Below are 26159 nucleotides of genomic sequence, written 5' to 3'. Positions count from 1 at the left end.
GCACGCCCGTGGGGGACCTGAAGCCGCGCCGGGGCCACCTCACCCGTCCGCAGGAACGGACCTGCGCCGGGTGAGGTACCCCTGTCGGGACGTCAGGCGGAGACGCCGGAACCCTGGCTCGCGACGTCGATGAGGACCTTCCCGACGGCGTCGCCCTCGACCGCCTCGTGGGCGGCGGCCGTCTGCGCCAGCGGGAAGCGCAGCAGGGGCAGACCGTGCTCCTCCCCCACCGGCAGCGCGCCGTCGCGCAGGGCGGCGGTGACGTCCTCGGCCGCGGCGGCCAGCGCCTGCGCGCCCATCGTGTACATGAGGATGAACTGCAGCCGGGTGTTGAGGACCATGTTCGCGCGGATGTCGACGCGGACGTCGTCGCCGCCGTTGTTCGCGTAGCCGGCGATCGAGGCGCGTGGACGGACGACGGCCTGGTCCAGCTCGAGGTTCGGCGCGAGGGCGACCTCGACGACGAGGTCGACCCCGTCGGGGGCGATCGCGCGGATCTCCGCGGCGGGATCCCCCTCGCGGTAGTTGACGACGTGGTGGGCACCGGCGGCGGTGGCCAGTCGCGCCTTCTCGGGTCCGCTGACGGTGGTGATCACCGTGGCCCCGGCCCAGCGGGCGAGCTGGATCGCCGCGTGCCCGACGGCACCGGCGCCGCCGGAGACGAGCACGACCCGCCCGTCGAGCGCTCCGGGAGCCAGCCGTCGCGGGCCGTCCTCGGCCACGGTCAGGGCCCGGTGCGCGGTGACGGCCGGCACCCCCAGCGACGCGCCCACGTCGAAGGAGACCCCCTCGGGCAGCGGGGCCACCCGCTCGGCGGGCAGCACCGTGAACTCCTGCGCGGTACCCGTGGGGCGGTCCTGCGCGGCCATGCACGTCCACACCCGGTCGCCCACGGCGAAGCCGGTCACGCCCGGGCCGACGGCGTCGACGATCCCGGCACCGTCCTGGTTCGGGGTGGTCTCGGCGAAGGCGAGGGGCTGCCCGTCGCCGCCGCCGCGCCGGGACTTCCAGTCGGTGGGGTTGACCCCGGACACCACGACACGCACCCGGACCTCGCCGGCGCCGGGCTCGGGGACGGGGCGCTCCTCCAGGCGCAGGACGGAGGCGGGACCGGTCTCGGAGTACACGATGGACTTCACCTCGAGGCGAACCCCGCCCGGCCGCTCACTGTTCCGCTCAGGGTTCCGCTCAGGCCTGTTCCAGGCCCCGCCGCCGCAGCAGCGGGGCGAGGTCGGCGTCGCGGCCGCGGAACTCCCGGTAGGCCTGCAGCGGGTCGACGCTGCCGCCGCGGGACAGGACGGTCGCCCGGAAGTGCTCGCCGTTCTCCCGGCGCAGCCCGCCGTTCTCGGCGAACCACTCCACCGTGTCGGCGTCGAGGACCTCGCTCCACACGTAGGAGTAGTAGGCCGCGGCGTACCCGCCGCCGAAGACGTGGTGGAAGTAGGTGCTGCGGTAGCGCGGCGGGACGGTGTCCAGGGCGACCCCGGCGTCCTGCAGCGCGCGGGCCTCGAACGCGCCGACGTCGTCCGGGGTCGCGTCATCGAGGGCGCCGGGGGCGACGCGGTGCCAGGCCTGGTCCAGCAACGAGGCGGCGAGGTACTCGGTGGTCCCGAACCCCTGGCCGTAGCCGCGAGCGGCCCGCAGACCGTCCACCGCTCCCTCCGGGAGGGGTTCGCCGGTCTCGACGTGGCGGGCGTAGCGGGCGATGACGTCGGGTTCGAAACCCCAGAACTCGTTGACCTGGGACGGGAACTCCACGAAGTCGCGCGGGACGCTGGTCCCGGAGAACCGCGGGAAGTGCACGTCGGAGAGCAACCCGTGCAGGGTGTGCCCGAACTCGTGGAAGAGGGTCTCGACCTCGTCGACGCTCAGCAGCACCGGGTCGCCCGGAGCGGGTTTCGCCACGTTGAGGCAGTTCACGACGACGGGACGCTGCCCCAGCAACCGGGACTGCTCGACGAAGGAACTCATCCACGCCCCACCGCGCTTCGACGCCCGTGCGTAGGGGTCGAACAGGTACAGGCCCAGCGGGCCGTTCTCGTCGGAGACCTCGAAGGCCCGCACGTCGGGGGAGAACACCGGGACGTCGGTGCGTTCGGTGAAGGTCAGCCCGTAGAGCGCCGTGGCCGTGGCGAACACCCCGTCGACGAGGACCCGTTCGAGGTCGAACCACGGCCGCAACGCCTCGGCGTCGACGGCGAAGCGCTCGCGCCGCAACCGTTCCGCGTAGTAGGCCCAGTCCCAGGGCTGCAACGGCCCCGCCTCGCCGTCGGCGAGCAGCAGGTCGGTGAGTTCGGCCTCCTCGCGGCGGGCGTTCGCGACGGCAGCGGGAGCGAGGCGGCGCAGCATCCCGACGGCGGCCTCGACGTCGCCCGCGGTCTCGTCCGCGACGACCCAGGAGGCGTGGTCGGGGTAGCCGAGCAACGCCGCCCGTTCGGCGCGCACCGCCGCGATGCGCACCAGGACCGCCCGGGTGTCGTGCGCACCGCCGCGGCCACCGCGCTGCACCGAGGCCTCGTGGACGAGTCGACGGGTCTCCCTGCGGCGCAGGGACTCCAGCACGGGCTGACCGGTCGGGAGGACGAGCGGTACGAGGTAGCCGCCCCGCTCCCCCGCCGCGCTCGCGGCGCGGGCCAGTTCGCTCGGGGCCAGCCCGTCGAGCGCGTCGGCGTCGGTGAGGTGGACGGCGAGCGCGTTGGTGTCGGCGAGCAGTTCGACGTCGAACCGCGTGGTGAGCCGGGACAGTTCCTCGTTGAGCTCCCGCAACCGGGCGGCGTCGGCCTCCTCGAGCAGTGCCCCGGAGCGGGCGGCGTCGCGGTGCAGCTTCTCCAGCAACCGGCGCGGCTCCCCGTCGAGGTCGAGGGAGGTGTCCTCGTGCATCTCGCGGACGCGGGCGACGAGACGCGGGTCGAGGCGGACGGCGTCGTGGTGGGCGGAGAGCCGCGGCGAGAACTCCTCCTGCACCGCCCGCAGCGCGTCGTCGGCGTCGGTCCCGACGAGGTTGAAGAACACCGCCTCGACGCGGCCCAGCAACTGCCCGGCCGATTCCAGCGCGTCGAGGAACTGCGCCGGGCTCAGGTCGGCGGCGAGCAGCGCGTCGACCTCGCCGAGGTGCTCGGTCATGCCGGCCTCGAAGGCCGGGGCGTAGTGCTCGACGCGGATCCGGTCGAAGGGCGGCACCGCGAACGGCAGGTCGCTGGGGGCGGCGAACGGGTTCTGCGGATCGAGGGCCATGCACCGATCCTCCCCGATCACCTCCGCGGCGCCACCAGGGACGTCACGAGGCGGTCGAGTTCGGCGGCGGGGTCGGGGGTCAGGCCGCAGTGCACGGGTGAGGTCTGCAGCACGGTCGAGCGGGGGGCGACGAGCCAGCGGAACCGGGCACCCTTGGCCTCGGTCGTGGGGGCCCCGCCGCGGGGGTCCCCGGCGCAGACGGCCTCGAGCGCCGCGAGGTGGCGGGTGACGGCCTCGACGTCGAGGTCGGGGGCCAGCGCCCGGGCCCGGTCCACGTCGAAGGCGGTGCGGGCCTGCAGGTGTTCCAGCGCACGGCACCACAGCACGACGCCGGCGTTGACGAACTCGGCCCGCTCGACGCGGGGCACGACGCGGACGACGGCGTACTCGTAGACCTCCAGTGCGGGGACCTCCAGCTCAGCCACGGGGCACCTCCGCCTGGACCCGGGCCAGTTCCGAGACCCAGGTGGGGCCGGCGAGGCGGGCGGTGAACCAGTCGAGGTAAGCACCGCGCAGGTCCTCGACGGAGTCGAAACCGGGTTCGTCCTCGAGCCAGCCGTCGGGGACCTCGTCGACGGCGGCGCGCAGGACGTCCGGGGACAACGCCGCGGCGCAGCGCCCGGCGACGTCGGTCACCGCCGCCGCGGCGCGCAGGAGCAGGTGGTCCTCGGCGTGGCGCAGCGGCCGGTCGGTGCTCGCGGCGGCGCGCGGCCAGTCGTGGTGGAAGTAGAGGGAGGCACCGTGGTCGATGAGCCAGGGCCGGGCACCCCACCACAACGAGTTCGGGTTGCGCCAGGAGCGGTCGACGTTGAGGACGAAGGCGTCGAACCACAGGACGCGCGCGGCCCAGTCGGGGTCGACGGGATCCACCGCGGGGTCGAAGGAGAGCGCACCGGGCAGGAAGTCCATCCCCAGGTTCTCGCCCGGGGAACGCAGCAGCAGGTCCTGGACCTCCTCGTCGGGCTCACCCCGTCCGATGACCGGGTCGACGACGGCGACGACGAGTTCGGGGACGGCCAGGCCGAGCGCACCGGCGAGGTGCGCGGCGAGGACCTCGGCCACCAGCACCCGCCGGCCCTGCCCCGCGCCGTGGAACTTCACGACGTAGGTCCCCAGGTCGTCGGCCTCGCAGAGCCCGGGGAGGCTCCCGCCCTCCCGCAACGGCGCGACGTAGCGCGTCGCGGTCACCTTCCTCAGCACCCACAGATCTTCGCACCCCGACGCGCACGAGGCTCCGGGCGAGTCCCCAGGTCCCTCCCAGGGTTCGGGCGCAGAATCGTGACCGTGAGATCTACGAGTTCCGCCCCGGAGGCCCGCCTGCTGGTGGTCGACGACGAGCCGAGCATCCGCGAGCTGCTGGCCACCAGCCTCCGCTTCGCCGGCTTCGAGGTCGCCTCGGCGGGTGACGGTGCCGAGGCACTGAAGCTGGCCGAGGACTTCCGCCCGGACCTCGTGGTCCTCGACGTCATGCTGCCCGACGTCGACGGCTTCACCGTGACGCGCAAGCTGCGCGAACGGGGACGCCTCGTCCCGGTGCTGTTCCTCACCGCCCGGGACGACACCGCCGACAAGGTGGCGGGGCTCACCGTCGGCGGCGACGACTACGTGACGAAGCCCTTCAGCCTGGAGGAGGTCGTGGCCCGGATCCGGGCCGTGCTGCGCCGCACCGGCGGGGCCGAGGGCGCCGACACGGGGCGCCTGGTCTTCCACGACCTGGAACTCGAGGAGGACTCCCACGAGGTCCGCCGCGGCGGCCGCGAGGTGGAGCTCTCCCCCACCGAGTTCAAGCTGCTGCGCTACCTCATGCTCAACCCGAACCGGGTGCTCTCCAAGGCGCAGATCCTCGACCACGTGTGGGACTACGACTTCAACGGTGAGGCGGGGATCGTGGAGAGCTACATCTCCTACCTGCGCCGCAAGCTGGACACCGAGGGTCTGGAACCGCTGATCCACACCAAGCGGGGCGTCGGGTACGTCCTGCGCGTCGCGCAGACGGTGGGATGAGGTCGCCCGGGAACCGGGTCAGGGCGGCGAGGGGCAGGATCCTCGCCGCCGAGGCGCACCTGCCGTTGCGGGTGCGCCTGCTCTGCATCGTGGTGCTGCTCCTCCTGATGGCGATGTCGGTGACGAGCCTGGTGTCGTTGCAGCTGCTGCGGAACAACCTGCGCAGCCAGGTCGACGACCAGCTCATCCAGACCGGGAAGGTGGCGATCAACCGGGCCTTCCCCGCGCTGAACCAGTCCGCGACGCAGAACCTCATGTTCTCGGAGTACTGGGTCGAGTTCGCCGACACCGACGGGACGAACTCCCAGGACGTCTGTGCGCGGACGCAGTCCGGCGGTGCCTGCACCGAGGAGCCGGACCTGTCCCCCCTGACCTCGGCCTTCGTCGCAGCCCACCAGGGCAAGGCGTTCACGGTGCCCGACTCCCAGGACGGTGACCCGTGGCGCGTGCTCGTCTTCCCCGCCGAGATCAGTGGATCGGGCACGCCCATCAACATCGCGGTCGCCCTGCCCCTCTCGGGCGCCAACCGCACGCTGTCCGACTTCCGCACCGTGGCCCTCAGCGTCTCGATCGCCGTCCTCGTCCTCGGCGGGTTCGCCGCCGCGCTGGCGATCCGGCGCAGCTTCCAGCCCCTCGACGACATCGAGCGCACCGCGTCGGCCATCGCGGTCGGGGACCTGTCGCAACGCGTTCCCCAGCACCCGGCGGGTACCGAGATCGGCCGCCTGTCCACGGCGCTGAACACGATGCTGACCCAGATCGAGGCGCTCTTCCGCTCCCAGCAACGCTCCGAGGAGCAGATGCGGCGCTTCGTCGCCGACGCCAGCCACGAACTCCGCACGCCCCTGGCCGCCATCCGTGGTTTCGCCGAGCTGTACCGGCAGGGCGCGGTGCGCGAACCCGACGACGTCGCCCACGTGATGGAACGCATCGAGGGCGAGTCGACGCGACTCGGTCACCTCGTGGAGGACCTGCTGCGCCTGGCCCGGCTCGACGAGGCGCAGCGGCGCCAGAGCGCGACCCGGGAACCCGTCGACCTCGCGGTGGTCGCCTCCGACGCCGTGCACGACGCCCGGGGGCTGGCGTCGGACCGTTCGGTGCGTCTGGTGGGGCTCGAGGACGGCGTGGGCCCGAACTCCGCGATCGTGCTGGCCGACGAGTCCGGGATGCGCCAGGTCCTGACGAACCTGCTGGGCAACGCCCTGCACCACACTCCCGCCGGGACGCCGGTCGAGGTGGCCGTGGGCCGGCTGATGGGCCCGTCGGGTCCGGAGTCGGTGGTGGAGGTGCGCGACCACGGGCAGGGGCTGACCCCGGAGCAGGCGGACCGGGTCTTCGAGCGCTTCTACCGGGTCGACTCCTCGCGGCGTCGCGGGACGGGTGGCGGGTCCGGGTTGGGCCTGGCGATCGTCTCGACGATCGTGGAGGTCCACGGCGGGACGGTGGCCGTCGCGCCCACGGAGGGTGGTGGGGCGACTTTCCGGGTACGGTTCCGCGCCGACAGCCCTACCAGCACCGTCCCGCCCGAGGAACCGGTCGAGGACGACCCTGCACCCCCGATCATTCACAGCTAGGTTCCAGCTGACTCCGGGTTCACCTGCAGCCCGGTGTCCGTTACTAGAGGTGCGAGCGCGGACCCCGCGCCCGGAACGACCAGCAGACGCCCGACTCGCAGAGGTGAATCAGGATGAACGGCTCCGACGAACGCCAGACCCCCGACGGCAACGGTCACGCCCCGTCCGGCGTGGCGACCGGCGGAGCCTTCCCCGGCACTGTCGTCACCACCCAGGCCCGCGGCAGCGACGAGAACCGCGGCTGGGGCGAGAACTCCCCCACCCAGCCCCAGCAGTGGGACTGGAACCAGGCCGGCTACGGCCAGCCCGCCCAGGGTGAGCAGTCCGGCCACCAGTACGGGCAGCGCGACCCGTGGACGACCCCCGGCGGTCCGACCCCGCCCAACGGCAACGGCGGTGACGACCACGGCCGGGGCGGGGGCGGTGGCGGGCGCGGCCCGCGTCGTTCCCCGGGCTGGTTCGGGGTGGCCGGGGCCGCGCTGGCCGGTGCCGTCGCCGCGAGCCTGCTGACCGCGGCCGCGGTCGGGGCCTTCGGCCAGGACACCTCTGCCGTCGGCTCGGGCTCGTCCAGCTCCTCGTCGAGCTCCGCCCAGATCCAGGGCGTCAGCGAGACGACCGTGAACTGGCAGGCCGTCGTGAGCGCGGTCGCGCCGAGCGTCGTGGCCGTCACCGTCGAGGGTTCCGCGGGCACGGCCGAGGGGTCCGGCATCGTCTACGACGCCTCCGGCTACATCGTCACCAACAACCACGTCGTGTCGGGTCTGGGCACGGGGGCGACGATCACCGTCACCCTCTCCGACGGCCGCGAGTACAAGGCGACCATCAAGGGGACGGACACGGCGACCGACCTCGCCGTCATCCAGCTGAGCGACCCGCCGAGCGACCTCAAGGCCGCGACGTTCGCCGACTCCGACGACGTCGTCGCCGGCCAGGCCGTGATGGCGCTGGGCAACCCGTTGGGCCTGTCCGGCAGCGCGACGACGGGCATCGTCTCGGCCCTGGACCGCCCGGTGCTCACCCAGGCCGAGGACGAGAGCCAGTCGCAGAGCCCCTTCGGTCAGCAGCAGCAGCAGACGACCGGTGAGACCGCGGCCACCAACGCCATCCAGACCGACGCCGCGATCAACCCGGGCAACTCCGGCGGGGCGCTGCTGGACTCCTCCGGCAAGGTCATCGGGATCAACTCCTCGATCGCCTCGTTGAGCTCGAGCTCCAGCGCGACGCAGTCCGGCAGCATCGGTCTGGGCTTCGCCATCCCCTCCAACGAGGTCAAGATGATCGCTGACCAGCTCGTGAAGTCCGGGACGGCGCAGCACGCCTGGCTGGGGGTCAGCCTCTCCGAGAACCCCGCCACGGTCACCGTCGGTGACGTGACCCGCGAGGGTGCGGAGGTGGCCGACGTGACCAGCGGCGCCCCCGCCGCCGACGCGGGCGTGCAGAAGGGTGACGTCATCACCGCGGTCGACGGGCAGACCGTCGACGGCTTCGAGTCCCTCACCGCGACGATCCGTGGCAAGGCCGTGGGCAGCTCCGTCGAGCTGACCGTGGTGCGCAACGGCGCCGAGCAGAAGCTCACCGCGACGCTGACGGCGCGCGCCGAGAACTGATCCCCGAACGACGAAGGCCCCGCTCCCGGACACCCGGGGGCGGGGCCTCTTCACGTCAGGCGTCGGGTGCGACCAACGGTGACCACCAGCGGTCCGCCGGGACGACCAGGACGCCCTCCCCGACGCCCTCCCCGACGCAGACCCCGTCGTGGACGACGACGGTCCCGGCCTGCGTCCGGCTCCAGCGGCGGCGGAAGCCCCGCACCCGGCCGGTGAGCTGCGTGACCTCCACCAGGTCCGGGCCGGTGACGAGGTAGTGGGTGCCGTGCGGGAGCGGGACGACGTCGGCGCGGACGACGTCCACGCGCACCCCGTCCTCCACCCCGCTGGCGAGGACCTTCTCGCCCCGTCGCTTCGGGGTGCGCAGGCCAGCGGACTGCAGGCGGCGCAACAGCTCCCGGGTGCTGACCCGGGTGGCGCCGGCGGCGACGGCCTCCTCGACGCGCTCCTCGGGGACGTCGTAGTGGTCGCCCTCGAAGGCTCGGCGGGGGATCCCGAGGCGGGCCGCGAACGCGTGCAGCTCCTCGGTGGAGGTGTCGCTGGCGAGGTGGGCCCACCACCGGCCGTGGCCGGGGAAGCGCGCGGTGTCGACGAGGACGGTCACGCGCGGGCCGTCCGTGCGTGCACAGGGTGCGACGACTGCTGGACGAGGCGCGGATCTGTGGACAACGCGGCGGTGCTCCCCCGGTGGCGACCTACGTTCCTCGTGCGCCGGGTCGTCCGGTCGTTCACGAGTCCGCGGGCGTGTCCCGCGGGGAGGAGGATCCCATGAGCCGGTTCGAGGTCGACAGTGCACGCGTCCAGCAGGCGAGCGCCGCCGTCGCCGTCTCCTCGGGCAACGTCGCCACCGAGGTCGAGGGCATGATGCGGCACCTGCTGGACCTCGAGTCGTGCTGGAAGGGCAGTGCGGCGTCGAGCTTCCAGGCCCTGACGCAGCGGTGGCGCCTCACCCAGGACCAGGTGCGGACCACGCTGGAGGAGATCCAGCAGGCGCTGGCGCGGGCTGCGCAGCAGTACGCCGACGTGGAGTCGGCCAACGCCCGGATGTTCACGGCCTGACGCAGCGGAGGCCCCGCGCTCGGTGCGCGGGGCCTACCGGTGGTGCGCCTCGATCAGGCGGCGTGCGAGAGCGGCGTCATCTGCGCTCCGGGGACGCTCCAGCGCATCTCCAGGTGCCGACGGCCCGACGCATCGCGGACCTCGATCCAGTGCGCGGTGGGCGTAGCACCCGTGGTCAACGTGGCCTTGGTCTGAGTGTTGTTCATGTGCCACCTCCTGTTCATCTTCCGTTCACTTTACCGGTCGATGGAGGATCGGCAAGCCACGCTAGAACTTCACACGTAGTGACCTGTCCCACACGAACGATCACCTCCCCCCGGGAACGGGTCCGCCCGCGCGCCCCGCCTTACCCTTGGTGGGTGACCCCTGTCGATCTCGGTGTGCCCCGCCTGCGGCGCAGCCCGAGCACGGACGCCGACGCCCCGCGCTTCGCGACGGGGGCCCTGGTCGACCAGCACGGCCGGACGGCGCGCGACCTCCGGGTCTCCCTCACCGACCGCTGCAACCTGCGCTGCCACTACTGCATGCCTCCCGAGGGCCTGCCGTGGCTCGAACGCAGCCGGGTGCTGGACGACGAGGAGACCATCCGGTTGATCCAGGTCGCGGTGCGTGACCTGGGCGTCCACGAGGTGCGCTTCACCGGCGGGGAACCGTTGCTGCGCAAGGGTCTGGAGCGGATCGTGGCCGCGACCACCGTGCTGCGCACCGACACCGGGGAGCCCGTCCGCACGTCGCTGACCACCAACGGCATCGGTCTGCACCGGCGGGCAGCGGCCCTGGCCGAGGCGGGACTGACCCGGGTGAACGTCTCCCTGGACACCCTGCGCCCCGACCGCTTCGCCGAGATCACCCGGCGCGACCGCCTCGCCGACGTCCTGGCCGGCATCAGCGCGGCCGCCGCCGCCGGCCTGACCCCCGTCAAGGTGAACGCCGTGCTGCTGCGCGGGACCAACGACGACGAGGCCGCCGACCTGCTCCGCTGGGCCCTGGACGGCGGCTACCGGCTGCGCTTCATCGAGCAGATGCCGCTCGACCCGCACGGCACCTGGCGCCGCGAGGACATGATCACGGCCGAGGAGATCCTGGCCGCCCTGCAGGCGGAGTTCACCCTGCTGCCCCGTCCGGACAGCGCGCGGGGTGCGGCACCGGCCGAGACCTGGGACGTCGTCGGGGCCGACGGCCTGCTGGGCGACGTCGGGATCATCGCCTCGGTCACCCGGCCGTTCTGCGGGGACTGCGACCGGACGCGGCTGACCGCCGACGGCCAGGTGCGGACCTGCCTGTTCTCCAGCACGGAGACGGACCTGCGCGACGCGATGCGCTCCGGTGCGGACGACGCGAGCCTGGCCGCGACGTGGCGGGCGGCGATGTGGGGCAAGCTCCCGGGTCACGACATCGACGACCCGGCCTTCCTGCACCCCACCCGGCCGATGAGTGCGATCGGTGGCTGAGTCGGTGGCTGAGGAGGTGGACGGGATCTCGGTGCTGCTGCGCTTCTTCGCCGGTGCGGCCGCGGCCGCGGGGGTGGAGGAGGAGAAGGTGGTCGTCCCGGCCGGGGCCACGGTCGGCTCCCTCGTCGAGACCCTCGCGCTCCGCGGCCCCGAACTGGCCCGGGTGCTGGCCGCCTCCAGCTTCCTGGTCGAGGCCGTCTCGGCCCGCGCGGAGGACGCCCTCGCCGACGGCGTGACCCTCGACGTCCTGCCCCCCTTCGCCGGGGGCTGAGCTCAGCGGCCGAGCCGGGCGATCGAGCCGGCCAGGTGCACCCGCATCGCCGCGCGAGCGGTCTCGGCGTCACCGCGTTCGAGCGCGCCCAGCACCGCCTCGTGCTCGGACACCACCTGCTCCAGCGATCCCGGTTCACCGGCCAGCCGTGCGCTGGGCATCGCGATCATCGGCTCGCCCAACGTGCCCACCAGGTCGGCCAGGTACCGGTTCCCGGACGCGACGGCGATCGCGCTGTGGAAGTGGAAGTCCGCGCCGACGGCGTCCGCCGCGCGGTCCTGGGCGGCCGCGAACGACCTCGCCGCGCGGCGCACGACGGCGAGCTGCTCCTCGCTGCGCCGGGTGGCGGCCAGGGCGGCCGCCTCGGTCTCCACCCCGAGGCGGAACTCCAGCAGCTGGACGCGGTCGGCCCGGGAGCCACCGATCTCAGGCGCGAACGTCCGCCCGCTCGGCCGGGCCAGCACGAACGACCCGCGTCCCTGCTGGGTCTCGACCAGGCCGGCGGCCTGCAACCGCGACATCGCCTCGCGCACCACCGTGCGCGACACCGAGAACTCCCCGACGAGCTCGCTCTCGGAGGGGACGGGCCGTCCCGGGGCGAGGTCGCCGTCGACGATCCGGGCGCGCAGGACGTCGACGAGGGCCTGGGTGCGGGTGGTCACGAGACGCCGAACTCCACGGAGTCGGTCGTCCACGCCCGGGCCTGGTCGGTGAGGGTGAAACCCAGCCCCGGGCGGTCCGGGACGATCATGCGCCCGTCGACGGTCTCGAGCCGTTCCTCGAAGAGCGGGTTCAGCCACTCGAAGTGCTCCACCCACGGCTCCCGCGGGTAGGTCGCCGCGAGGTGCAGGTGGATCTCCATCGCGAAGTGCGGCGCGAGCTGCAGCCCCGCCTGGTCGGCGAGGGCGGCGAGGCGCAGGAACGGGGTGATGCCGCCGATGCGGGGTGCGTCGGGCTGGATGACGTCGGCGGCGCCGTGCTCGATGAGGGCGATGTGCTCACCGACGCTGGAGAGCATCTCCCCCGTCGCGATCGGGGTGTCGAGCGCGCGGGCGAGGTCGGCGTGACCGACGGCGTCGTAGGCGTCGAGGGGTTCCTCGATCCAGACCAGGTCGAACTCCTCCAGCGCGCGCCCCATCCGCAGCGCGGCGGGCCGGTCCCACTGCTGGTTGGCGTCGACCATGAGCGGGACGTCAGCCCCGAGGTGCTCGCGCACGGCGGCGACCCGGCGCAGGTCCTCGCGCTGGTCGGGCTGGCCGACCTTGATCTTGATGCCGCCGATCCCGGCCGCGAGCGACTCGTCGGCGCGGGCCTGCACCTGCGCCAGCGGGGCGTGCAGGAACCCGCCGGAGGTGTTGTAGGCGCGGACGGAGTCGCGGTGGGCGCCGAGCAGCTTCGCCAGCGGCAGCCCGGCGCGCTTGGCCTTGAGGTCGTAGAGGGCGATGTCCAGCGCCGCGATGGCCTGCGTCGCGACGCCGCTGCGCCCGACGGAGGCTCCGGACCAGAGGAGCTTCGTGTAGACCCTGGCGATGTCGTTGGGGTCCTCGCCGAGCAGGTCGGCGGCGACCTCGCGGGCGTGGGCGTACTGCGCCGGCCCGCCGGCGCGCTTCGAGTAGCTGAACCCCGTCCCGGAGAAGCCCTGGTCGGTGCTGATCTCGGCGAAGAGGAACACGATCTCGGTCATCGGCTTCTGCCGGCCGGTGAGGACCTTGGCGTCGCTGATGGGCGTCGGGAGCGGCAGGGTCGCCGTCGAGAGCTTCACGTGGCGGATGCGGTCGGGGACGTAGTGCGCCTGGACCCGCGGTGCGGGTTCGTCGACGAGGGTCACGGAACTCAGCTCCTTCGCTGTCGGTCCACTCATCGTACGAGTCGATCGACTCGTACGACAAGCCGTCAGCCCAGGAAGGGTTCGGGGTCGAACGTGCCGTTGCGACGCCGGAACTCCCCCGCCGTGTCCGGCCACAGCAGCGTCAGCCGGCCGCTGCGCTGATCGACGTACCAGCTCGAGCACCCGCCCCGCAGCCACACCGAACGCGCCGCCATCGCGTCGACGTCGGCGGTGTAGGCCCGCTGCGCGGCCCGGGAGACCTCCAGCGGGCGGTCGTGGGTCCCGAGGTGGTCGAGGGCACCCAGCAGGTAGCCGAGCTGGCTCTCGATGACGTGCAGGGCCGAGTTGTGCCCCAGGCTCGCGTTCGGGCCGTCGAGGACGAACAGGTTCGGGAACCCGTGCACGACGGTCGAGGCGTGCGACACCATCCCCTCCGCCCACGCCTCGTCCAGCGTCAGCCCGTCCCGCCCGACCACGCGGCGCGCGTAGGGCTGACGGGTCGCGTGGAACCCCGTCGCCAGCACGACGACGTCGAGGTCGTGGCGGGAACCGTCCACGGCGAGCGCGCTGCGCCCCTCGTAGCCGGCCAGGGCGGGCGCCAGCGTGACGTCGTCGCGACCCAGCGCGGGGTAGAAGTCGTCGGAGAGCAGGACGCGTTTGCACCCCACCTCGTAGTCGGGGGTCAGCGCCGCGCGCAACGCCTCGTCCGGCACCTGCGCCGCGAGGTGGTCGAGCGCCCTGCGCCGCAACGGCTCCAGCGCGGACGAGACCAGTCGTCGGGCGGCCAGACCACGCTCCATGTCGCTGAACGTCTCCTCCCGCACCGCCGCCGGGACCCGCGGGTCGGCCGTGAACTCCGCGAGCTCCGCGGCGCTGTAGGCCCGGTCCCCGCGCGGCACGACGTAGGGGGCGCTGCGCTGGAACACCGTCAGGTGCGCCGCGGCGGCGGCGAGGCGCGGCACCACCTGCACCGCCGAGGCTCCCGTCCCGACGACCCCGACCCGGGCGCCCGCGAGGTCGAGGGAGTGGTCCCAGCGCGCGGTGTGGAAAACCGGCCCGTCGAAGGCGTCGAGGCCGGCGGGCACCCGGGGTTCGGTGAGCCGGCCCGCCGCCAGCACGAGGACCCGGGCGCGCACGGTCCCGGTGCTCGTCGCGAGCACCCAGTGGTCCTCCTCCCACCGGGCCCGGAGGACCTCGGTCCGCAGCCGGACGTGGTCGGCGACCTCGCGGGCGCAGGCCCGCAGGTACTCCTGGATCTCGGCGCCGGGGGCGAAGACGCGCGACCAGTCGGGTTTCGGGGCGAAGGAGTAGGAGTACAGGTGCGACGGGACGTCGCAGGCGACCCCCGGGTAGGTGTTGTCGCGCCAGGTCCCGCCCACCTCCTCGCCCCGTTCCAGCACGACGAAGCTCTCCCGGCCGCGGCGGGACAGCTGCAGGGCGGCACCGAGACCGGCGAACCCCGCCCCGACGATCGCCACGTCGATCCTGGCGTCGATCCGGACGTCGGTCATGGACGGACAGGGTCCCCGTAGCGCGTGGTGCGTTGCCGCAGCGGACGTCCCAGCCGCTCCGCCAGCGCCGCGGCGTCCGGCCGGGTCAACGTCGTGCCCTGTTCCTGGCCGGCCGAGGGGTCCAGCGAACCGTCCAGCAGCAACCCGCCGAGGTCGTCGGCGCCGCCCCGCAGCAGCTGCTCGGTGAGGTCCAGGCCGTGCTTGGGCCACGCGGCCTGGACGTGGTCGATGCGGCCGTCGAGCAGCAACCGCGCGACCGCGTGCAACGCCCGGACCGCCCGCGGCGAGGGGCCCGCCGGCGAGGGCATGGCGATGAACTCGGTGAACCCGTGGGTGCGCGCGGCGGTGTCGGCCAGCAGCCGGAGGTGGGCGACCTGCTGGGCCGGGGTCTCCGGGCCGCCGTGGACCAGCGTGCTCGTCGAGCTCAGTCCGACCTCGTGGGCGGTGGTGACGACCTCCAGCCAGCGGGCGACCGGCAGGTCCGCGACCCCGCCGTTCAGCACGGTCCGCACGTCGTCGTCGAGGACCTTCGCGGCCGTCCCGGGTACCGAGCCGAGCCCGGCGTCGCGGGCGGCGAGCAGGAACTCGCGGACGCCGGAACCCCGGCGCCTCGCGGCGTCGAGGACCTCCGGGACCCGGAAGGCGTGCAGGTGGATCCCGGGCGCGGCGGCCACGACCGCCTCGACGAGACGGAGGTACCCCTCGGCCCCGGCGGCGGCGGGCACCGCGCCCTGGAGGCAGACCTCGGTCGCCCCCAGCGCGGCGGCCTCCTGCACCAGGTCGCGCACGTGCCCGGGATCCGCGCCGACGAGGGTGCCGTCGAGGTTGCGGTTCACCACGAACGTCAGCGCGTCACCCAGCCGGTCGCGCCGGACCGCGTCGGCGAGCGCGGCGAGTTCCTCGAGGTCCTCGCCGTCGGCGGCCAGCAGGGCCACGGCCTCGGCGTCGGTCAGCGCGTGGTGGTCGCGCGCGGCTCCCGCGAGCGCCGCACGGACCGAGACATCGGGAACGGGCACCGCAGGAGGCTAACCGCCGCCGGGAGCCTCAGGGACAGGCGACCCACTCGGAGGTCCCGTCGGTGAAGTGCTGGTGCTTCCAGACCGGCAACCGGTCCTTGACCTCGTCGACGAGACGCGCGCACACCGCGAACGCCTCCCCGCGGTGCGCGGCGGAGACCGCGACGGCGAGGGCGACGTCACCGATGGCGAGGTGGCCGAGGCGGTGGCTCACCGCGACGGCGTCGACGGGGCTGTCGGCGACGACCTCGGCGACCACCGCGGCGAGCACGTCGGCGGCGGTGGGGTGCCCCACGTACTCGAGCTCGCGCACCGGGGCACCGTGGTCGTGGTCGCGGACCACGCCGGCGAAGGTGACGACCGCCCCGGCGGCGCGGTCCCCCACGAGGCGGGCGTGCTCGTCGACGTCGAGGGGCTCGGTGCTGACGGCGGTCCGCACGACCCGACGGGCCGGGACGGACAGCCGCGACGCGTCGGGCCGCGCGCCAGGAGTCGATGCGGTGCTCACGAGAACGAGGGTAGGTGTTTCGCGACCCGGCACCGTGGGAGAGACTCCCCCGGTGACGCACGTGAGCGGTTGGCGGGTCGTCGTCCCCGTCAAGGGCGGAGGTGAGGCGAAGTCCCGCCTCGCCCTGCCCGGTCCCGCACGCCGGTCCCTGGCCCTCGCGATGGCGCTGGACTGCCTCGCCGCCTGCCTCGGGACACCCGGGGTCGGCCTGGTCGTCTGCGTCAGCGACGACCCCGACGTCACCGCCGCCGCCCGCGCGACGGGGGCGGTCACCGTCTCCGCGGGTCGTCCCGGGTTGGGGGCCGCGATCGAGGCCGGTGTCGCCTGCCTGGACCGGGGCCCCACCGCCGTCCTGCTCGGCGACCTGCCCGCCCTGCGCCCGGAGGACCTCGCCGCCGCCCTGGCGGAGGCGCTCGCCCTCCCCGGACCGGCACTGGTCACCGACGCCGACGGCCGGGGCAGCGTCCTGCTGGCCGACCGGGACGGCGCGCCCCCGCACCGCTTCGGCCCGGACTCGGCCCGGGCCCACCGGGCGGCCGGCGCCCGCGCGCTGACCGCGCCCTACCCGTCGTTGCGGCGCGACGTCGACACCGTCGACGACCTGACCGAGGCCCTCGCCCTGGGGGTCGGCCCCCGCACCGCCGCCGTCCTCGCCTCCGCAGCGATTTCCCTGCCCTGAACCCGCCGACCTGAACCCGCCGACCTGAACCGCAGCACCGGAAAGGCACCATGAGCAACCCCCTGCCGTCCCCGCGCCGCCGCCACGCGGCGCCGGTCAGCGCCGCCCCCACGGCCGCCGAGATCACGGACGCCCTCGCCGTCGCCGCCCGCGGCGAGCTCGACGCCGGGCACGCCGAGGTCCTGCTGCACGCCCGCGGTGACGACCTGCAGGCCCTGTGCGACCTCGCCGGGCCCGTGCGCGACGAAGCCATGGCCCGGGCCGGACGCCCCGGGGTCGTCACCTACTCCCGCAAGGTGTTCGTCCCCATCACCCGGTTGTGCCGGGACCGCTGCCACTACTGCACCTTCGCCACCGTCCCCGGTCGGCTGCCCGTGCTGTTCCTCTCCGAGGACGACGTGCTGGAGATCGCCCGCGACGGTGCGGCGATGGGCTGCAAGGAGGCGCTGTTCACCCTCGGGGACGCCCCCGAGGACCGCTGGCCCGCGGCCCGCGCGTGGCTGACCCAGCGGGGTTTCTCCTCCACGCTCGACTACGTCCAGCACCTGGCGCGTCGCGTCCTCGACGAGACGGGACTGCTGCCGCACCTCAACCCCGGCGTCATGTCCTACGAGACCCTGCTCGCCGCCAAACCGCTCGCCCCCTCGATGGGGATGATGCTCGAGACGACGTCGAGCCGGTTGTGGACCGAACCGGGGCAGGTGCACTACGGCTCCCCCGACAAGGACCCGGCCCTGCGGATGCGGGTCCTGCGCGACGCCGGCCGGGCGGGGGTGCCGTTCACGACGGGGATCCTCGTCGGCATCGGCGAGACCCTCGCCGAACGCGTCGACTCGATCCTGGCGATCAGGGACGTCATCGCGGAGTTCGACGGGATCCAGGAGGTCATCGTCCAGAACTTCCGCGCCAAGGACGACACCGCGATGCGCGGGGAGGAGGACCTCGGCCACGGCGAGTACCTCGCCACGATCGCCGTTTCCCGGCTGCTGCTCGGGCCGGGCGTCTCGCTGCAGTCCCCGCCGAACCTGTCCGACCCGGGCCAGCGCGAACAGCTCCTCGCCGCCGGTGTCGACGACTGGGGCGGGGTGTCCCCGCTGACCCCCGACCACGTGAACCCCGAACGTCCCTGGCCGCAGCTCGACGACCTCGCCGAGACCACCCGGGCCGCGGGTTTCCGCCTCGCCGAACGGCTCACCGCCCACCCGCGGTTCGTCCTCGACGCCCTCGCCGGCGGGACGCGCTGGATCTCCCCGGAACTCCTGCCGATCCTCGCGGCGCTCGCGGACCCGGAGACCGGTCTCGCCGTGGAGTCGGCGAGACCCGTGGGAAGGTTGGCCGCGTGACGTTGGAGATCCCGCCCCCCACCGACGCCGAGGTCGCGATGGCCCGGTTCGTCGGGGCCCAGCTCGTCCCCGACGGCCGACCCCAGGTCGAGGAGTTCCTCAACCGCGAGGAGACGCAGTCCCTCGACGTGCTGACCGCGCACGACTGCCCGTCGCCGGGTTTCACCTCGGTGTCGACGATCTCGCTGCACCGTTCGCCGAACCTGGTGAACGGCAACGACATCCGGGTCGAGCTCGTCACCGTCCTGGAGGGGGTCGAACCCCGCCTCGCGACGGGGTTGCTCGTCGCGTCGTCCTTCACGGCGATGGGGGAACCCTGGCCGCTCTCGCCCGGGGTCGTCTTCCCCGGCATCGTCGCGGACCTCCTCGGCGGCCGCACCGAGCACCTCGTGTTCACCGCCCCGGGGAACTTCCCCCGGTTGCAGCGCTGGAGGCTGGAGGCCGACGAGCTGCAGCCGGGGACGGACGTCTACTGGTTGCAGGCCGTCCCGATCCACGAGGTGGAGCGGAAGTACCTGCTGGCCCACGGCCTCGACGCGCTGGAGAACCGGTTCGCCGAGGCGGAGATCGCGTTCTACGACGTCGGACGCGACCCCGTCGCGCTCTGAGGCCCGCGGTCACCGGGGGGCGCTACCGGTCCGCCTCCGGCAGCAACCGCGACGGTGCCTTCGCGGCCCAGGCGTCCTGCAGGGCCTCCTCCAGGTCCGCGACGTCCACCGAGTCGAGGGCGACGAGGTAGGCGGCGTACCCGGCGAAGTGGGGGATGTCGAAGAACCCCACCCGCCCCTGCGCCAGCACGGACTCCTTCTCGCCCAGGTCCGCGCAGGCGATCGCCAGGACCGGGCCGGCGGGGACGGGGTCCGGGCCGAACCGCTTGACGTCGGCCTTGGTGAACGGCCGCTCCCAGGTGAAGCCCTGCCCGGCCACCGACCAGGCCCGGTGCCCGAAGCGCTGCCCCACCTCCACCTCGGGCAGGGCGGAGACCAGGCGGTGCACGTCGTCGTAGGTCGCCACGGGCCGGTCCTCCGGTCGCAAAGGGGTCAGGGGTGGGTGAGGCCGATCCGGTCGGTGTAGGCGTTCGCGAACTTCCGGCCGGGATCGTGGCTCGCGACGAGGGCGCGCATGTCGTCGAAGCGCGGGTAGAGGGTCGCGAGGCGGTCCGCGGAGGCCGCGAACAACTTGCCCCAGTGCGGGCGCACGTCGAACGGTGCCAGGGCCGCCTCGACCTCGGCGACGGCCGCGATGACCTCGGCCTGGCGCTGCTTGTAGGTGAAGTGGAACGCGACGGTGTCGCGCTGGTAGGCGCTGGAGAGCCACAGGTCGTCGGCGGCGACGGTGCGGATCTCGCACATGTGCAGCAGGGGGGCGATCGAGGGGCCGAGGTCGCGCAGGGCTGCGATCACCCCGAGCGCGTTCTCCCGGGCCACGAGGTACTCGACCTGCAGTTCCTCGCCGTTGCTCGGGGCGAAGCTGAACCGGAAGTGCGGCAGCCGTTCGTGCCACGGGCCGGGGATCCCGAGCTGCTCGGTGGCGTTGCGGACGTCGACCTCGGGCAGCGGGTGCAGGGGTTCGCTCGCCCGGTGGGCGCCGAGGAGTTCGGTCGGGGCGTCGGCGCTGTCGCTGACGCGGGTCTTCAGCCACACCTGGGTGGTGTCGCTGCCGATCCAGTTCGTGTAGACGCTGACGCTGTAGGCGGCGGAGGTGACCGCGTCGAAGTTCGCGGCGAACGCTTCGAACGACAGCCCCGAGTAGACGTCCTGGCGGACCTCGTAGGTCGGGAGCACGTCGAGCTCGAGGTGGGTCACGATCCCCAGCGAGCCGAGCGCCACGACGCTGCCGGGGAACTCCGCGTCGCCGCGTTCGACCCGTCGCACGTCGCCGTCCGCGGTCACCAGCTCCACGGCGCGGACCGCGCCGGCGAGGTTCTGCGTGCCGTCACCCGAGCCGTGCGTCGCGGTCGAGACACCCCCGGCGACGCTGATGTGCGGCAACGAGGCCATCGTCGCCAGCGCGGCCCCGGAGTCCTGCAACCGCTGGGCGAGCACGCCGTAGCTGGTGGCGGCGCTGACCCGGGCACTTCCCGCGGCGGAGTCGACCTCGACCTCGGTCGGGAGGTCCTCCAGGGTGACCATGTCGCCCGGGGAGTCCGCGATGTCGTTGAAGCAGTGCCGCGTCCCCACGGCCCGCACGCGCCCGGTCGACGCGACCACGGCGCGCAGCTCGTCGAGGGAGGTCGGGCGGTGCAGGGTGCCCGCGCTGTAGGCGTAGTTGCGGGCCCAGTTGACCCCGGGGGCGGTGGTGGACGACGTCGTCGTCGAGGTGCTCACGGGAAGACGGTAATCGATGGGACCCCGGCTGCCGACGTCACCGGACGACGTCGTAGACCAGCTTCGTGATGCCGTTGGGGTAGGTCTGCGACTCGCGGACGGTGAGCAGCTGCTTGTCCTTGTCGGTGGTGCTGAACAACCGCTTCCCGGCGCCGAGCAGGACGGGGAAGACGAGCAGGTGGTAGCGGTCGACGAGGCCCGCGTCGGCCAGGGAGGCCCCCAGGGTGGCGCTGCCGTGCACGGCGATCGGCCCGCCCGCGGTCTCCTTCAGCGCCGCGACGTCGTCGACCGAACGCAGGATCGTCGCGGGCCACCGCGCGTCGTCGTGCTCCAGCGTGGTGGAGACGACGTAGCGCGGCATGGCGTTGTACGCGGCGAAGTCGTCCATCGTCGGCCAGACCGGGGCGAAGGCCTCGTAGCTGGTGCGGCCCAGCAGCAGCGCGGTGGTCTCCCCCATCTCGCGGCCCTTGATCTCGTAGACCGCCGGGTCGAAGGCGATGTCCTGGAACGTCCAGCCGGCGTTGCGGTAGCCGGGCTCGCCGCCCGGGGCCTCCACGACGCCGTCGAGGGAGGTGAAGGCGGTGACGATGAGGGTGCGCATGGTTCTCCTGGGTCGCGTCCTGCGGTTCTGCCCATCTGACCGCACGCCGCCCCGGAAGTCATCGCCCCCCGCCGCCAGGCGCACCCATGGGTGTCACCACGTGAGGTACCTGATCGGTGTCCCGGAGTCGGCGCCAGGGCGCCCGCATCGTCGCACCGACACCTCCCTCCACGTGATGACACCGATGGGTGCGACAGGGCAGCACGGGAAACGCCACGAGGGCGGCCTCCCAGATCGGGAGACCGCCCTCGCGGGTGGTGCAGGTGCTACGGAGTGGCTGGACTCAGAAGTCCATGCCGCCCATGCCGCCGTCGCCACCGGCCGGGGCCGCAGAGGCCTTCTCCGGCTTGTCGGCGATGACGGCTTCGGTGGTGAGGAAGAGCGCCGCGATGGAGGCGGCGTTCTGCAGCGCGGAGCGCGTGACCTTCACCGGGTCGTTGATGCCCGCGTCGAGCAGGTCCACGTACTCGCCGGTCGCGGCGTTGAGGCCGTGTCCGGTGGGCAGGTTGCGGACCTTCTCCGCCACGACGCCGCCCTCGAGGCCGGCGTTGATGGCGATCTGCTTCAGCGGAGCCTCGATCGCGACCTTGACGATGTTCGCCCCGGTCGCCTCGTCACCGACGAGCTCGAGCTTCTCGAAGGCCAGCACGCCGGCCTGGATGAGGGCGACGCCACCACCGGCGACGATGCCCTCTTCGACGGCAGCCTTCGCGTTGCGGACGGCGTCCTCGATGCGGTGCTTGCGTTCCTTGAGCTCGACCTCGGTCGCCGCGCCGGCCTTGATGACGGCCACGCCGCCGGCCAGCTTGGCGAGACGCTCCTGGAGCTTCTCGCGGTCGTAGTCGGAGTCGCTGCGGTCGATCTCGGCGCGGATCTGGCCCACGCGACCGGCGATGGCGTCGGCGTCGCCGGCACCTTCGACGATGGTGGTCTCGTCCTTGGTGACGACGACCTTGCGGGCGCGGCCCAGCAGGTCGAGGTCAGCGGTGTCGAGCTTGAGGCCGACCTCCTCGGAGATGACCTGGCCACCGGTGAGGATGGCGATGTCGCCGAGCATGGCCTTGCGGCGGTCGCCGAAGCCCGGGGCCTTGACGGCAACGGACTTGAAGGTGCCGCGGATCTTGTTCACGACCAAGGTCGCGAGGGCTTCGCCCTCGACGTCCTCGGCCACGATCACGAGCGGCTTGCCCGACTGCATGACCTTCTCCAGCAGCGGGAGCAGGTCCTTCACGGTGGAGATCTTGGAGTTGAGGATGAGGATGTAGGGGTCCTCGAGCTCGGTCTCCTGACGCTCCGCGTCGGTGACGAAGTAGGGCGAGATGTAGCCCTTGTCGAAGCGCATGCCCTCGGTGAGCTCGAGCTCGAGCCCGAAGGTGTTGCTCTCCTCGACGGTGATGACACCTTCCTTGCCGACCTTGTCGAGCGCCTCGGCGATGAGCTCGCCGATCGAGGCGTCACCGGCGGAGATCCCGGCCGTGGCCGCGATCTGCTCCTTGGTGGTGACTTCCTTGGCGGCGGCGACGAGCTGCTCGGTGACAGCCTCGACAGCCTTCTCGATGCCGCGCTTGAGGCCCATCGGGTTCGCACCCGCGGCCACGTTGCGCAGACCCTCGCGGACGAGCGCCTGGGCGAGGACGGTCGCCGTCGTGGTGCCGTCGCCGGCCACGTCGTCCGTCTTCTTGGCGACTTCCTTGACGAGCTCGGCGCCGATCTTCTCGTACGGGTCCTCGAGCTCGATCTCCTTGGCGATGCTGACACCGTCGTTGGTGATCGTGGGGGCGCCCCACTTCTTCTCAAGGACGACGTTGCGGCCCTTGGGGCCGAGCGTCACCTTGACCGCGTCGGCGAGCTGGTTCATCCCGCGCTCGAGACCACGACGGGCCTCTTCGTCGAAGGCGATGATCTTGCTCATGCCTGGTGTTCCTCCCAGAAGACGGGCGGTGGGCGGTCGGTCGGGTGCCCGCGACGGACGGCCGACCTGAACCGGGGTCACGTCCCCCAGCGCCTGTCGACCTCACCGGACCGGCCAGGGAGCTTCGCTCCCGGGTCGAGTGCAGTTGTCACTCTCGACTCGAGAGTGCCAACGCCAATGTTGGCACTCTCACCCCTCGAGTGCAAACCCCCGGAGGCCTCGGACGGTGCGGGAGCGCGGGCGGGCTGGTGCCCGGCCTCCGGGAGGACCGGGGGCCGGGCACGGTCACGCCGGGGGGCGCCGCGCCGGGTCAGACGGCGCGGACGCTCTCGGCCTGGGGGCCCTTCTGGCCCTGCCCGACCTCGAACTCGACGCGCTGACCCTCCTCGAGGGAGCGGTAGCCGTCGGCCACGATCGCGGAGTAGTGGACGAACACGTCCGCCCCACCGTCGTCGACGGTGATGAAGCCGAAGCCCTTCTCGGAGTTGAACCACTTCACGGTGCCCTGAGCCATTGCCTTCTCCTGGTGGTGCAGCGAGCGGAAGAACGGCACCGGCGGGCACCGGAGCCGGGTCTCACGCTGCCCGCGGCGACGAGAGCCGAGGGCGACGCCCGACGTGCGCCCCCCGAGAGGACGTGTTCGTCGAACTGATCGACCGGGGCTCAGGTTAGTGCGGGGAGGGGCTGGTGGGACAGGGTTCGAGGAACCTCGTCTTCACGAAACGGTCACGTCGTCCTCACCGCGGCAGACACCCGAGAGGCGTCGCTCAGAGCACCCGGCCGGCGACGTCCAGCAGCGGACCGGCCACGGACCGGACCGCGACCGCGAGAGCGCCGACGACGAGGGCCGCGACCAGCAACCAGACCAGGACGAGCACGGCGACACCGACCGGTCCCCGACGGGTCCGGTGGGCCCCGCGTCGGGCGAGGAGGTGGGGCGAGCGCCCGCGACGAGCGCTCAGGGCTGCACGCCGAGACGGCGGGCCGAACGGGCGCGCTGCCGGCTGGTGCGCATCCGGCGCAGCCGCTTGACCAGCATCGGGTCGTGGGCGAGGGCGGCCGGGGAGTCGATGAGGGCGTTGAGCAGCTGGTAGTAGCGCGTGGGCGAGAGGTCGAAGAGCTCGCGGACGGCCTGTTCCTTGGCGCCGGCGTACTTCCACCACTGCCGTTCGAAGGCCAGGATCTCGGCGTCGCGGCGACTCAGCCCGTCGGGCAGCCCCCCGGGCTGCTCCTCGAGGGACGGGACGTCTCGCTCGATGCGCGCCGATGCGTCGTTCCGCTCCACGTCATGACCCCTCTCACCGCGGCCTCCGGAACCGGGGGCCGGGCAGGAGTCTAAGAGGGCATCACACCCGTGTCGTTCACCTCGGCGGGCGCGTCCGGGCTCGGTACCGTCCCGTGCGTGACTCCCGCCGCAGCGCCCCCACCCGCCCCTCGCTTCCCGCGCACGGACGACGATCCGGCCGGACTCGGCCTCGACGACCTCGACCCGGGCTGGGCCCGCGCCCTGGCGGGGGTCCGCGACGACCTGGTGCGGCTCTCCACCGCGCTGGCCGCCGAACCCGCGCCGTGGCTGCCCGCCCCCGAGAACGTGCTGCGGGCGTTCCGGGAGCCCTTCGACGGCGTCCGGGTGCTCCTGGTCGGGCAGGACCCCTACCCCACCCCCGGACACCCGATCGGGCTGAGCTTCGCCGTCGAGCCGCACGTCCGGCCCCTGCCGCGCAGCCTGGTCAACATCCACAAGGAGCTCCTCGCCGACACCGGCGTGCAGGCGCCCGGGCACGGCGACCTCTCCTCCTGGTCGCGGGCCGGGGTCCTGTTGCTGAACCGGGTGCTGACGGTGCGCGCGGGCGAGTCCGGGTCGCACCGCAGGCTCGGCTGGCAGGCCGTCACCGACGCGGCCGTCCGGGCCCTGGCCGCGCGGGGCGGACCGCTCGTGGCCCTGCTCTGGGGTCGCGACGCGCAGACGGTCGCTCCCCTGCTGGGCGGGGTGCCGGTCGTCACCGGGGTGCACCCCAGCCCGTTGTCGGCCTCGCGGGGGTTCTTCGGTTCCGCTCCGTTCAGCCGGGTCGACGAACTCCTGCGGGCCGAGGGCGGCGACGGGATCGACTGGCGGCTGACCTGAACCCCGGGGCGTGCGGCAGGATCGCGGCATGACCGCGACGTTGCACAGCACCCCCTTCGGCCGGACGCGACGCGGGGAACCCGTCGAGCGGTGGGAGCTGCGCCTGCCCTCCGGGGCGAGCGCCGCCGTCCTGACCCGCGGCGCGACCCTGCAGCAGGTCCGCGTCCCCGACGCCTCCGGCCGGATCGGTGACGTCGTCGTCGCCCTGCCCGACGTCGCGGCCTACGAGGCCGCCGACGGCTACCCCGGCGCCGTCGTCGGACGCGTCGCGAACCGCATCGCCGGCGGACGCTTCCGGGTCGACGGGGTGTCCTTCGCGGTCCCCGCCAACGACGGCGCGAACGCCCTGCACGGGGGTTCGGAGGGTTTCGACCAGCGCGTGTGGACCGCCACCGAGGTCTCCGTGGACGGGGTTGCCGGGGTGCGGATGTCGTTGCGCAGCAACGACGGTGACATGGGCTTCCCGGGGGCGCTGGACGCCTCGGTCACCTACTCCCTGCGTGAGGACGGCGGTTCGGTGACGTTGCGCCTGGACTACGTGGCGACCGCGGACGCCGCCACCCCGGTGAACCTCACGAACCACGCCTACTTCGCCCTCGACGGCGCGGGCCCGGTCGAGGACCACGTCGTGCGGCTGTCCGCGTCGCGCTACCTGCCGATCGACGCGAACCTCGTCCCGACCGGTGAACTCGCCCCCGTCGAGGGCACCCCGTTCGACTTCTCCACCCCGACCCGCATCGGTGAGCACCTCCGCGACGCGGACGAGCAGCTCCTCACCGCCGGCGGTTACGACCACTGCATGGTGCTGGACGGCCCCGGTTCCCTGCGGCCGGTGGCCACCGTCTCCGGCCCGCGCAGCGGACGTTCGCTCGAGGTCCGCACCGACCTGCCGGGCCTGCAGTTCTACACGGGGAACTTCCTGACCGGCGCGTGGCGGACGATCGAGGGCCGGCCCGTGCGGCAGGGCGACGCCCTCTGCCTGGAGACGCAGTTGCTGCCCGACGCGGTGAACCAGCCGCTGCTCGGGGATTCCGTGCTGCGCCCGGGTGCGGAGTTCACGACGACCACCGAGTACTCCTTCTCCGTGTGATCACCGCCGCCGCGGACCG

General features: G+C 73.2%; 27 protein-coding genes and 1 pseudogene. 11 read left to right on the top strand and 17 right to left on the bottom strand.

From position 1 onward, the window contains the following. Positions 1-92 precede the first annotated feature (92 nt). Genes ACFQ46_RS20205 through ACFQ46_RS20190 form a run of 4 tightly spaced genes read right to left on the bottom strand, consistent with a single transcriptional unit; the run spans position 93 to position 4434 of the window. Positions 93-1139 carry an NADPH:quinone reductase gene (locus tag ACFQ46_RS20205; RefSeq protein WP_380261422.1) on the bottom strand — a complete coding sequence of 349 codons (1047 nt, stop codon included), beginning with the start codon at positions 1137-1139 and terminating at the stop codon, positions 93-95. A 49-nt stretch (positions 1140-1188) separates the two neighbouring features. After that, on the bottom strand, positions 1189-3234 hold the full coding sequence (locus ACFQ46_RS20200) for a M3 family metallopeptidase (RefSeq protein WP_380261420.1): 2046 nt from the start codon (positions 3232-3234) through the stop codon (positions 1189-1191). Positions 3235-3251: 17 nt separating this feature from the next. Continuing rightward, positions 3252-3659 (bottom strand): DUF3037 domain-containing protein, encoded by a 408-nt coding sequence (locus ACFQ46_RS20195; protein WP_380261418.1) that lies wholly within the window; start codon positions 3657-3659, stop codon positions 3252-3254. After that, complete coding sequence (locus ACFQ46_RS20190; RefSeq protein WP_380261416.1) at positions 3652-4434, bottom strand: HipA family kinase; 783 nt, start codon at positions 4432-4434, stop codon at positions 3652-3654. Before ACFQ46_RS20190 ends, ACFQ46_RS20195 begins: the two co-directional genes overlap by 8 nt. Before the next feature lie 84 nt (positions 4435-4518). Between ACFQ46_RS20190 and ACFQ46_RS20185 the strand changes: the two genes are divergently transcribed. The 3 genes from ACFQ46_RS20185 to ACFQ46_RS20175 all read left to right on the top strand — a co-directional run bounded on the left by ACFQ46_RS20185 (position 4519) and on the right by ACFQ46_RS20175 (position 8419). Next, entirely contained in the window at positions 4519-5238 is a 720-nt protein-coding gene (locus tag ACFQ46_RS20185; RefSeq protein ID WP_380261414.1) for a response regulator transcription factor, read from the top strand. Further along, entirely contained in the window at positions 5235-6812 is a 1578-nt protein-coding gene (locus ACFQ46_RS20180; protein WP_380261412.1) for a sensor histidine kinase, read from the top strand. Before ACFQ46_RS20185 ends, ACFQ46_RS20180 begins: the two co-directional genes overlap by 4 nt. A gap of 113 nt (positions 6813-6925) precedes the next feature. Then, positions 6926-8419, top strand: a complete 1494-nt coding sequence (locus tag ACFQ46_RS20175) for a S1C family serine protease (RefSeq protein ID WP_380261410.1) — start codon at positions 6926-6928, stop codon at positions 8417-8419. A 55-nt stretch (positions 8420-8474) separates the two neighbouring features. On the opposite strand, the gene ACFQ46_RS20170 is transcribed toward ACFQ46_RS20175, so the two are convergent. Then, a complete protein-coding gene (locus ACFQ46_RS20170) occupies positions 8475-9023 on the bottom strand; it encodes a DUF4031 domain-containing protein (RefSeq protein ID WP_380261408.1) in 549 nt (182 codons plus the stop codon). A gap of 164 nt (positions 9024-9187) precedes the next feature. Here ACFQ46_RS20170 and ACFQ46_RS20165 point away from each other — a divergent pair, with 164 nt between their 5' ends. Then, positions 9188-9478: a WXG100 family type VII secretion target gene (locus tag ACFQ46_RS20165; RefSeq protein WP_328295213.1), complete on the top strand. Its 291-nt coding sequence runs from the start codon at positions 9188-9190 to the stop codon at positions 9476-9478. A gap of 53 nt (positions 9479-9531) precedes the next feature. On the opposite strand, the gene ACFQ46_RS20160 is transcribed toward ACFQ46_RS20165, so the two are convergent. Continuing rightward, a complete protein-coding gene (locus tag ACFQ46_RS20160; RefSeq protein WP_328295212.1) occupies positions 9532-9684 on the bottom strand; it encodes a hypothetical protein in 153 nt (50 codons plus the stop codon). Positions 9685-9837: 153 nt separating this feature from the next. Between ACFQ46_RS20160 and moaA the strand changes: the two genes are divergently transcribed. Both moaA and ACFQ46_RS20150 read left to right on the top strand, forming a co-directional pair. Then, positions 9838-10929, top strand: coding sequence for a GTP 3',8-cyclase MoaA (moaA, locus tag ACFQ46_RS20155; RefSeq protein WP_380261406.1), 1092 nt, complete (start codon positions 9838-9840; stop codon positions 10927-10929). 4 nt (positions 10930-10933) lie between these two features. Continuing rightward, entirely contained in the window at positions 10934-11200 is a 267-nt protein-coding gene (locus ACFQ46_RS20150; RefSeq protein ID WP_380261404.1) for a MoaD/ThiS family protein, read from the top strand. Between the two features lie 2 nt (positions 11201-11202). Here ACFQ46_RS20150 and ACFQ46_RS20145 read toward each other — a convergent pair whose 3' ends face one another. Genes ACFQ46_RS20145 through ACFQ46_RS20125 form a run of 5 tightly spaced genes read right to left on the bottom strand, consistent with a single transcriptional unit; the run spans position 11203 to position 16018 of the window. Beyond that, complete coding sequence (locus ACFQ46_RS20145) at positions 11203-11862, bottom strand: FadR/GntR family transcriptional regulator (RefSeq protein ID WP_380261402.1); 660 nt, start codon at positions 11860-11862, stop codon at positions 11203-11205. After that, on the bottom strand, positions 11859-13061 hold the full coding sequence (locus ACFQ46_RS20140; RefSeq protein WP_380261400.1) for a mandelate racemase/muconate lactonizing enzyme family protein: 1203 nt from the start codon (positions 13059-13061) through the stop codon (positions 11859-11861). Before ACFQ46_RS20140 ends, ACFQ46_RS20145 begins: the two co-directional genes overlap by 4 nt. 32 nt (positions 13062-13093) lie before the next feature. Next, the gene (locus ACFQ46_RS20135; protein ID WP_380261398.1) at positions 13094-14539 is read right to left on the bottom strand and encodes a flavin-containing monooxygenase; all 1446 of its coding nucleotides are present in this window, start codon (positions 14537-14539) and stop codon (positions 13094-13096) included. Continuing rightward, positions 14536-15555, bottom strand: coding sequence for an FO synthase (locus ACFQ46_RS20130; RefSeq protein ID WP_380261396.1), 1020 nt, complete (start codon positions 15553-15555; stop codon positions 14536-14538). Before ACFQ46_RS20130 ends, ACFQ46_RS20135 begins: the two co-directional genes overlap by 4 nt. 28 nt (positions 15556-15583) lie before the next feature. After that, positions 15584-16018: a molybdenum cofactor biosynthesis protein MoaE gene (locus ACFQ46_RS20125; protein ID WP_380261553.1), complete on the bottom strand. Its 435-nt coding sequence runs from the start codon at positions 16016-16018 to the stop codon at positions 15584-15586. Positions 16019-16115: 97 nt separating this feature from the next. Between ACFQ46_RS20125 and cofC the strand changes: the two genes are divergently transcribed. From cofC to ACFQ46_RS20110, 3 genes and pseudogenes are all read left to right on the top strand, one after another. Next, positions 16116-16742 carry a 2-phospho-L-lactate guanylyltransferase gene (cofC, locus tag ACFQ46_RS20120; protein WP_380261394.1) on the top strand — a complete coding sequence of 209 codons (627 nt, stop codon included), beginning with the start codon at positions 16116-16118 and terminating at the stop codon, positions 16740-16742. Between the two features lie 50 nt (positions 16743-16792). Beyond that, a pseudogene (gene cofG / locus ACFQ46_RS20115) lies at positions 16793-18073 on the top strand (7,8-didemethyl-8-hydroxy-5-deazariboflavin synthase CofG); the annotation flags it as partial. An 8-nt stretch (positions 18074-18081) separates the two neighbouring features. After that, positions 18082-18693, top strand: coding sequence for a suppressor of fused domain protein (locus ACFQ46_RS20110; RefSeq protein ID WP_380261392.1), 612 nt, complete (start codon positions 18082-18084; stop codon positions 18691-18693). A gap of 22 nt (positions 18694-18715) precedes the next feature. Here ACFQ46_RS20110 and ACFQ46_RS20105 read toward each other — a convergent pair whose 3' ends face one another. The 6 genes from ACFQ46_RS20105 to ACFQ46_RS20080 all read right to left on the bottom strand — a co-directional run bounded on the left by ACFQ46_RS20105 (position 18716) and on the right by ACFQ46_RS20080 (position 24183). Continuing rightward, a complete protein-coding gene (locus tag ACFQ46_RS20105) occupies positions 18716-19099 on the bottom strand; it encodes an MmcQ/YjbR family DNA-binding protein (protein WP_380261390.1) in 384 nt (127 codons plus the stop codon). A gap of 26 nt (positions 19100-19125) precedes the next feature. Next, complete coding sequence (locus ACFQ46_RS20100; protein WP_380261388.1) at positions 19126-20412, bottom strand: D-arabinono-1,4-lactone oxidase; 1287 nt, start codon at positions 20410-20412, stop codon at positions 19126-19128. 37 nt (positions 20413-20449) lie between these two features. After that, the gene (locus tag ACFQ46_RS20095; RefSeq protein WP_380261386.1) at positions 20450-21013 is read right to left on the bottom strand and encodes a dihydrofolate reductase family protein; all 564 of its coding nucleotides are present in this window, start codon (positions 21011-21013) and stop codon (positions 20450-20452) included. A gap of 283 nt (positions 21014-21296) precedes the next feature. Then, on the bottom strand, positions 21297-22925 hold the full coding sequence (groL, locus tag ACFQ46_RS20090) for a chaperonin GroEL (protein WP_328295197.1): 1629 nt from the start codon (positions 22923-22925) through the stop codon (positions 21297-21299). 310 nt (positions 22926-23235) lie between these two features. Beyond that, positions 23236-23439, bottom strand: a complete 204-nt coding sequence (locus tag ACFQ46_RS20085) for a cold-shock protein (protein ID WP_328295196.1) — start codon at positions 23437-23439, stop codon at positions 23236-23238. 444 nt (positions 23440-23883) lie between these two features. Further along, on the bottom strand, positions 23884-24183 hold the full coding sequence (locus tag ACFQ46_RS20080) for a DUF3263 domain-containing protein (protein ID WP_380261551.1): 300 nt from the start codon (positions 24181-24183) through the stop codon (positions 23884-23886). Positions 24184-24327: 144 nt separating this feature from the next. On the opposite strand from ACFQ46_RS20080, the gene ACFQ46_RS20075 reads away from it, so the two are divergent. Then, on the top strand, positions 24328-25050 hold the full coding sequence (locus tag ACFQ46_RS20075; RefSeq protein WP_380261384.1) for a uracil-DNA glycosylase: 723 nt from the start codon (positions 24328-24330) through the stop codon (positions 25048-25050). A gap of 28 nt (positions 25051-25078) precedes the next feature. Beyond that, on the top strand, positions 25079-26140 hold the full coding sequence (locus tag ACFQ46_RS20070) for an aldose epimerase family protein (RefSeq protein ID WP_380261382.1): 1062 nt from the start codon (positions 25079-25081) through the stop codon (positions 26138-26140). Positions 26141-26159: the final 19 nt, after the last annotated feature.

This window comes from Kineococcus sp. GCM10028916, from assembly GCF_042674865.1.
Classification (GTDB): domain Bacteria; phylum Actinomycetota; class Actinomycetes; order Actinomycetales; family Kineococcaceae; genus Kineococcus.
Note: the sequence above shows the minus strand (reverse complement) of the source record. Positions and strands in the feature narration are given on the sequence as shown.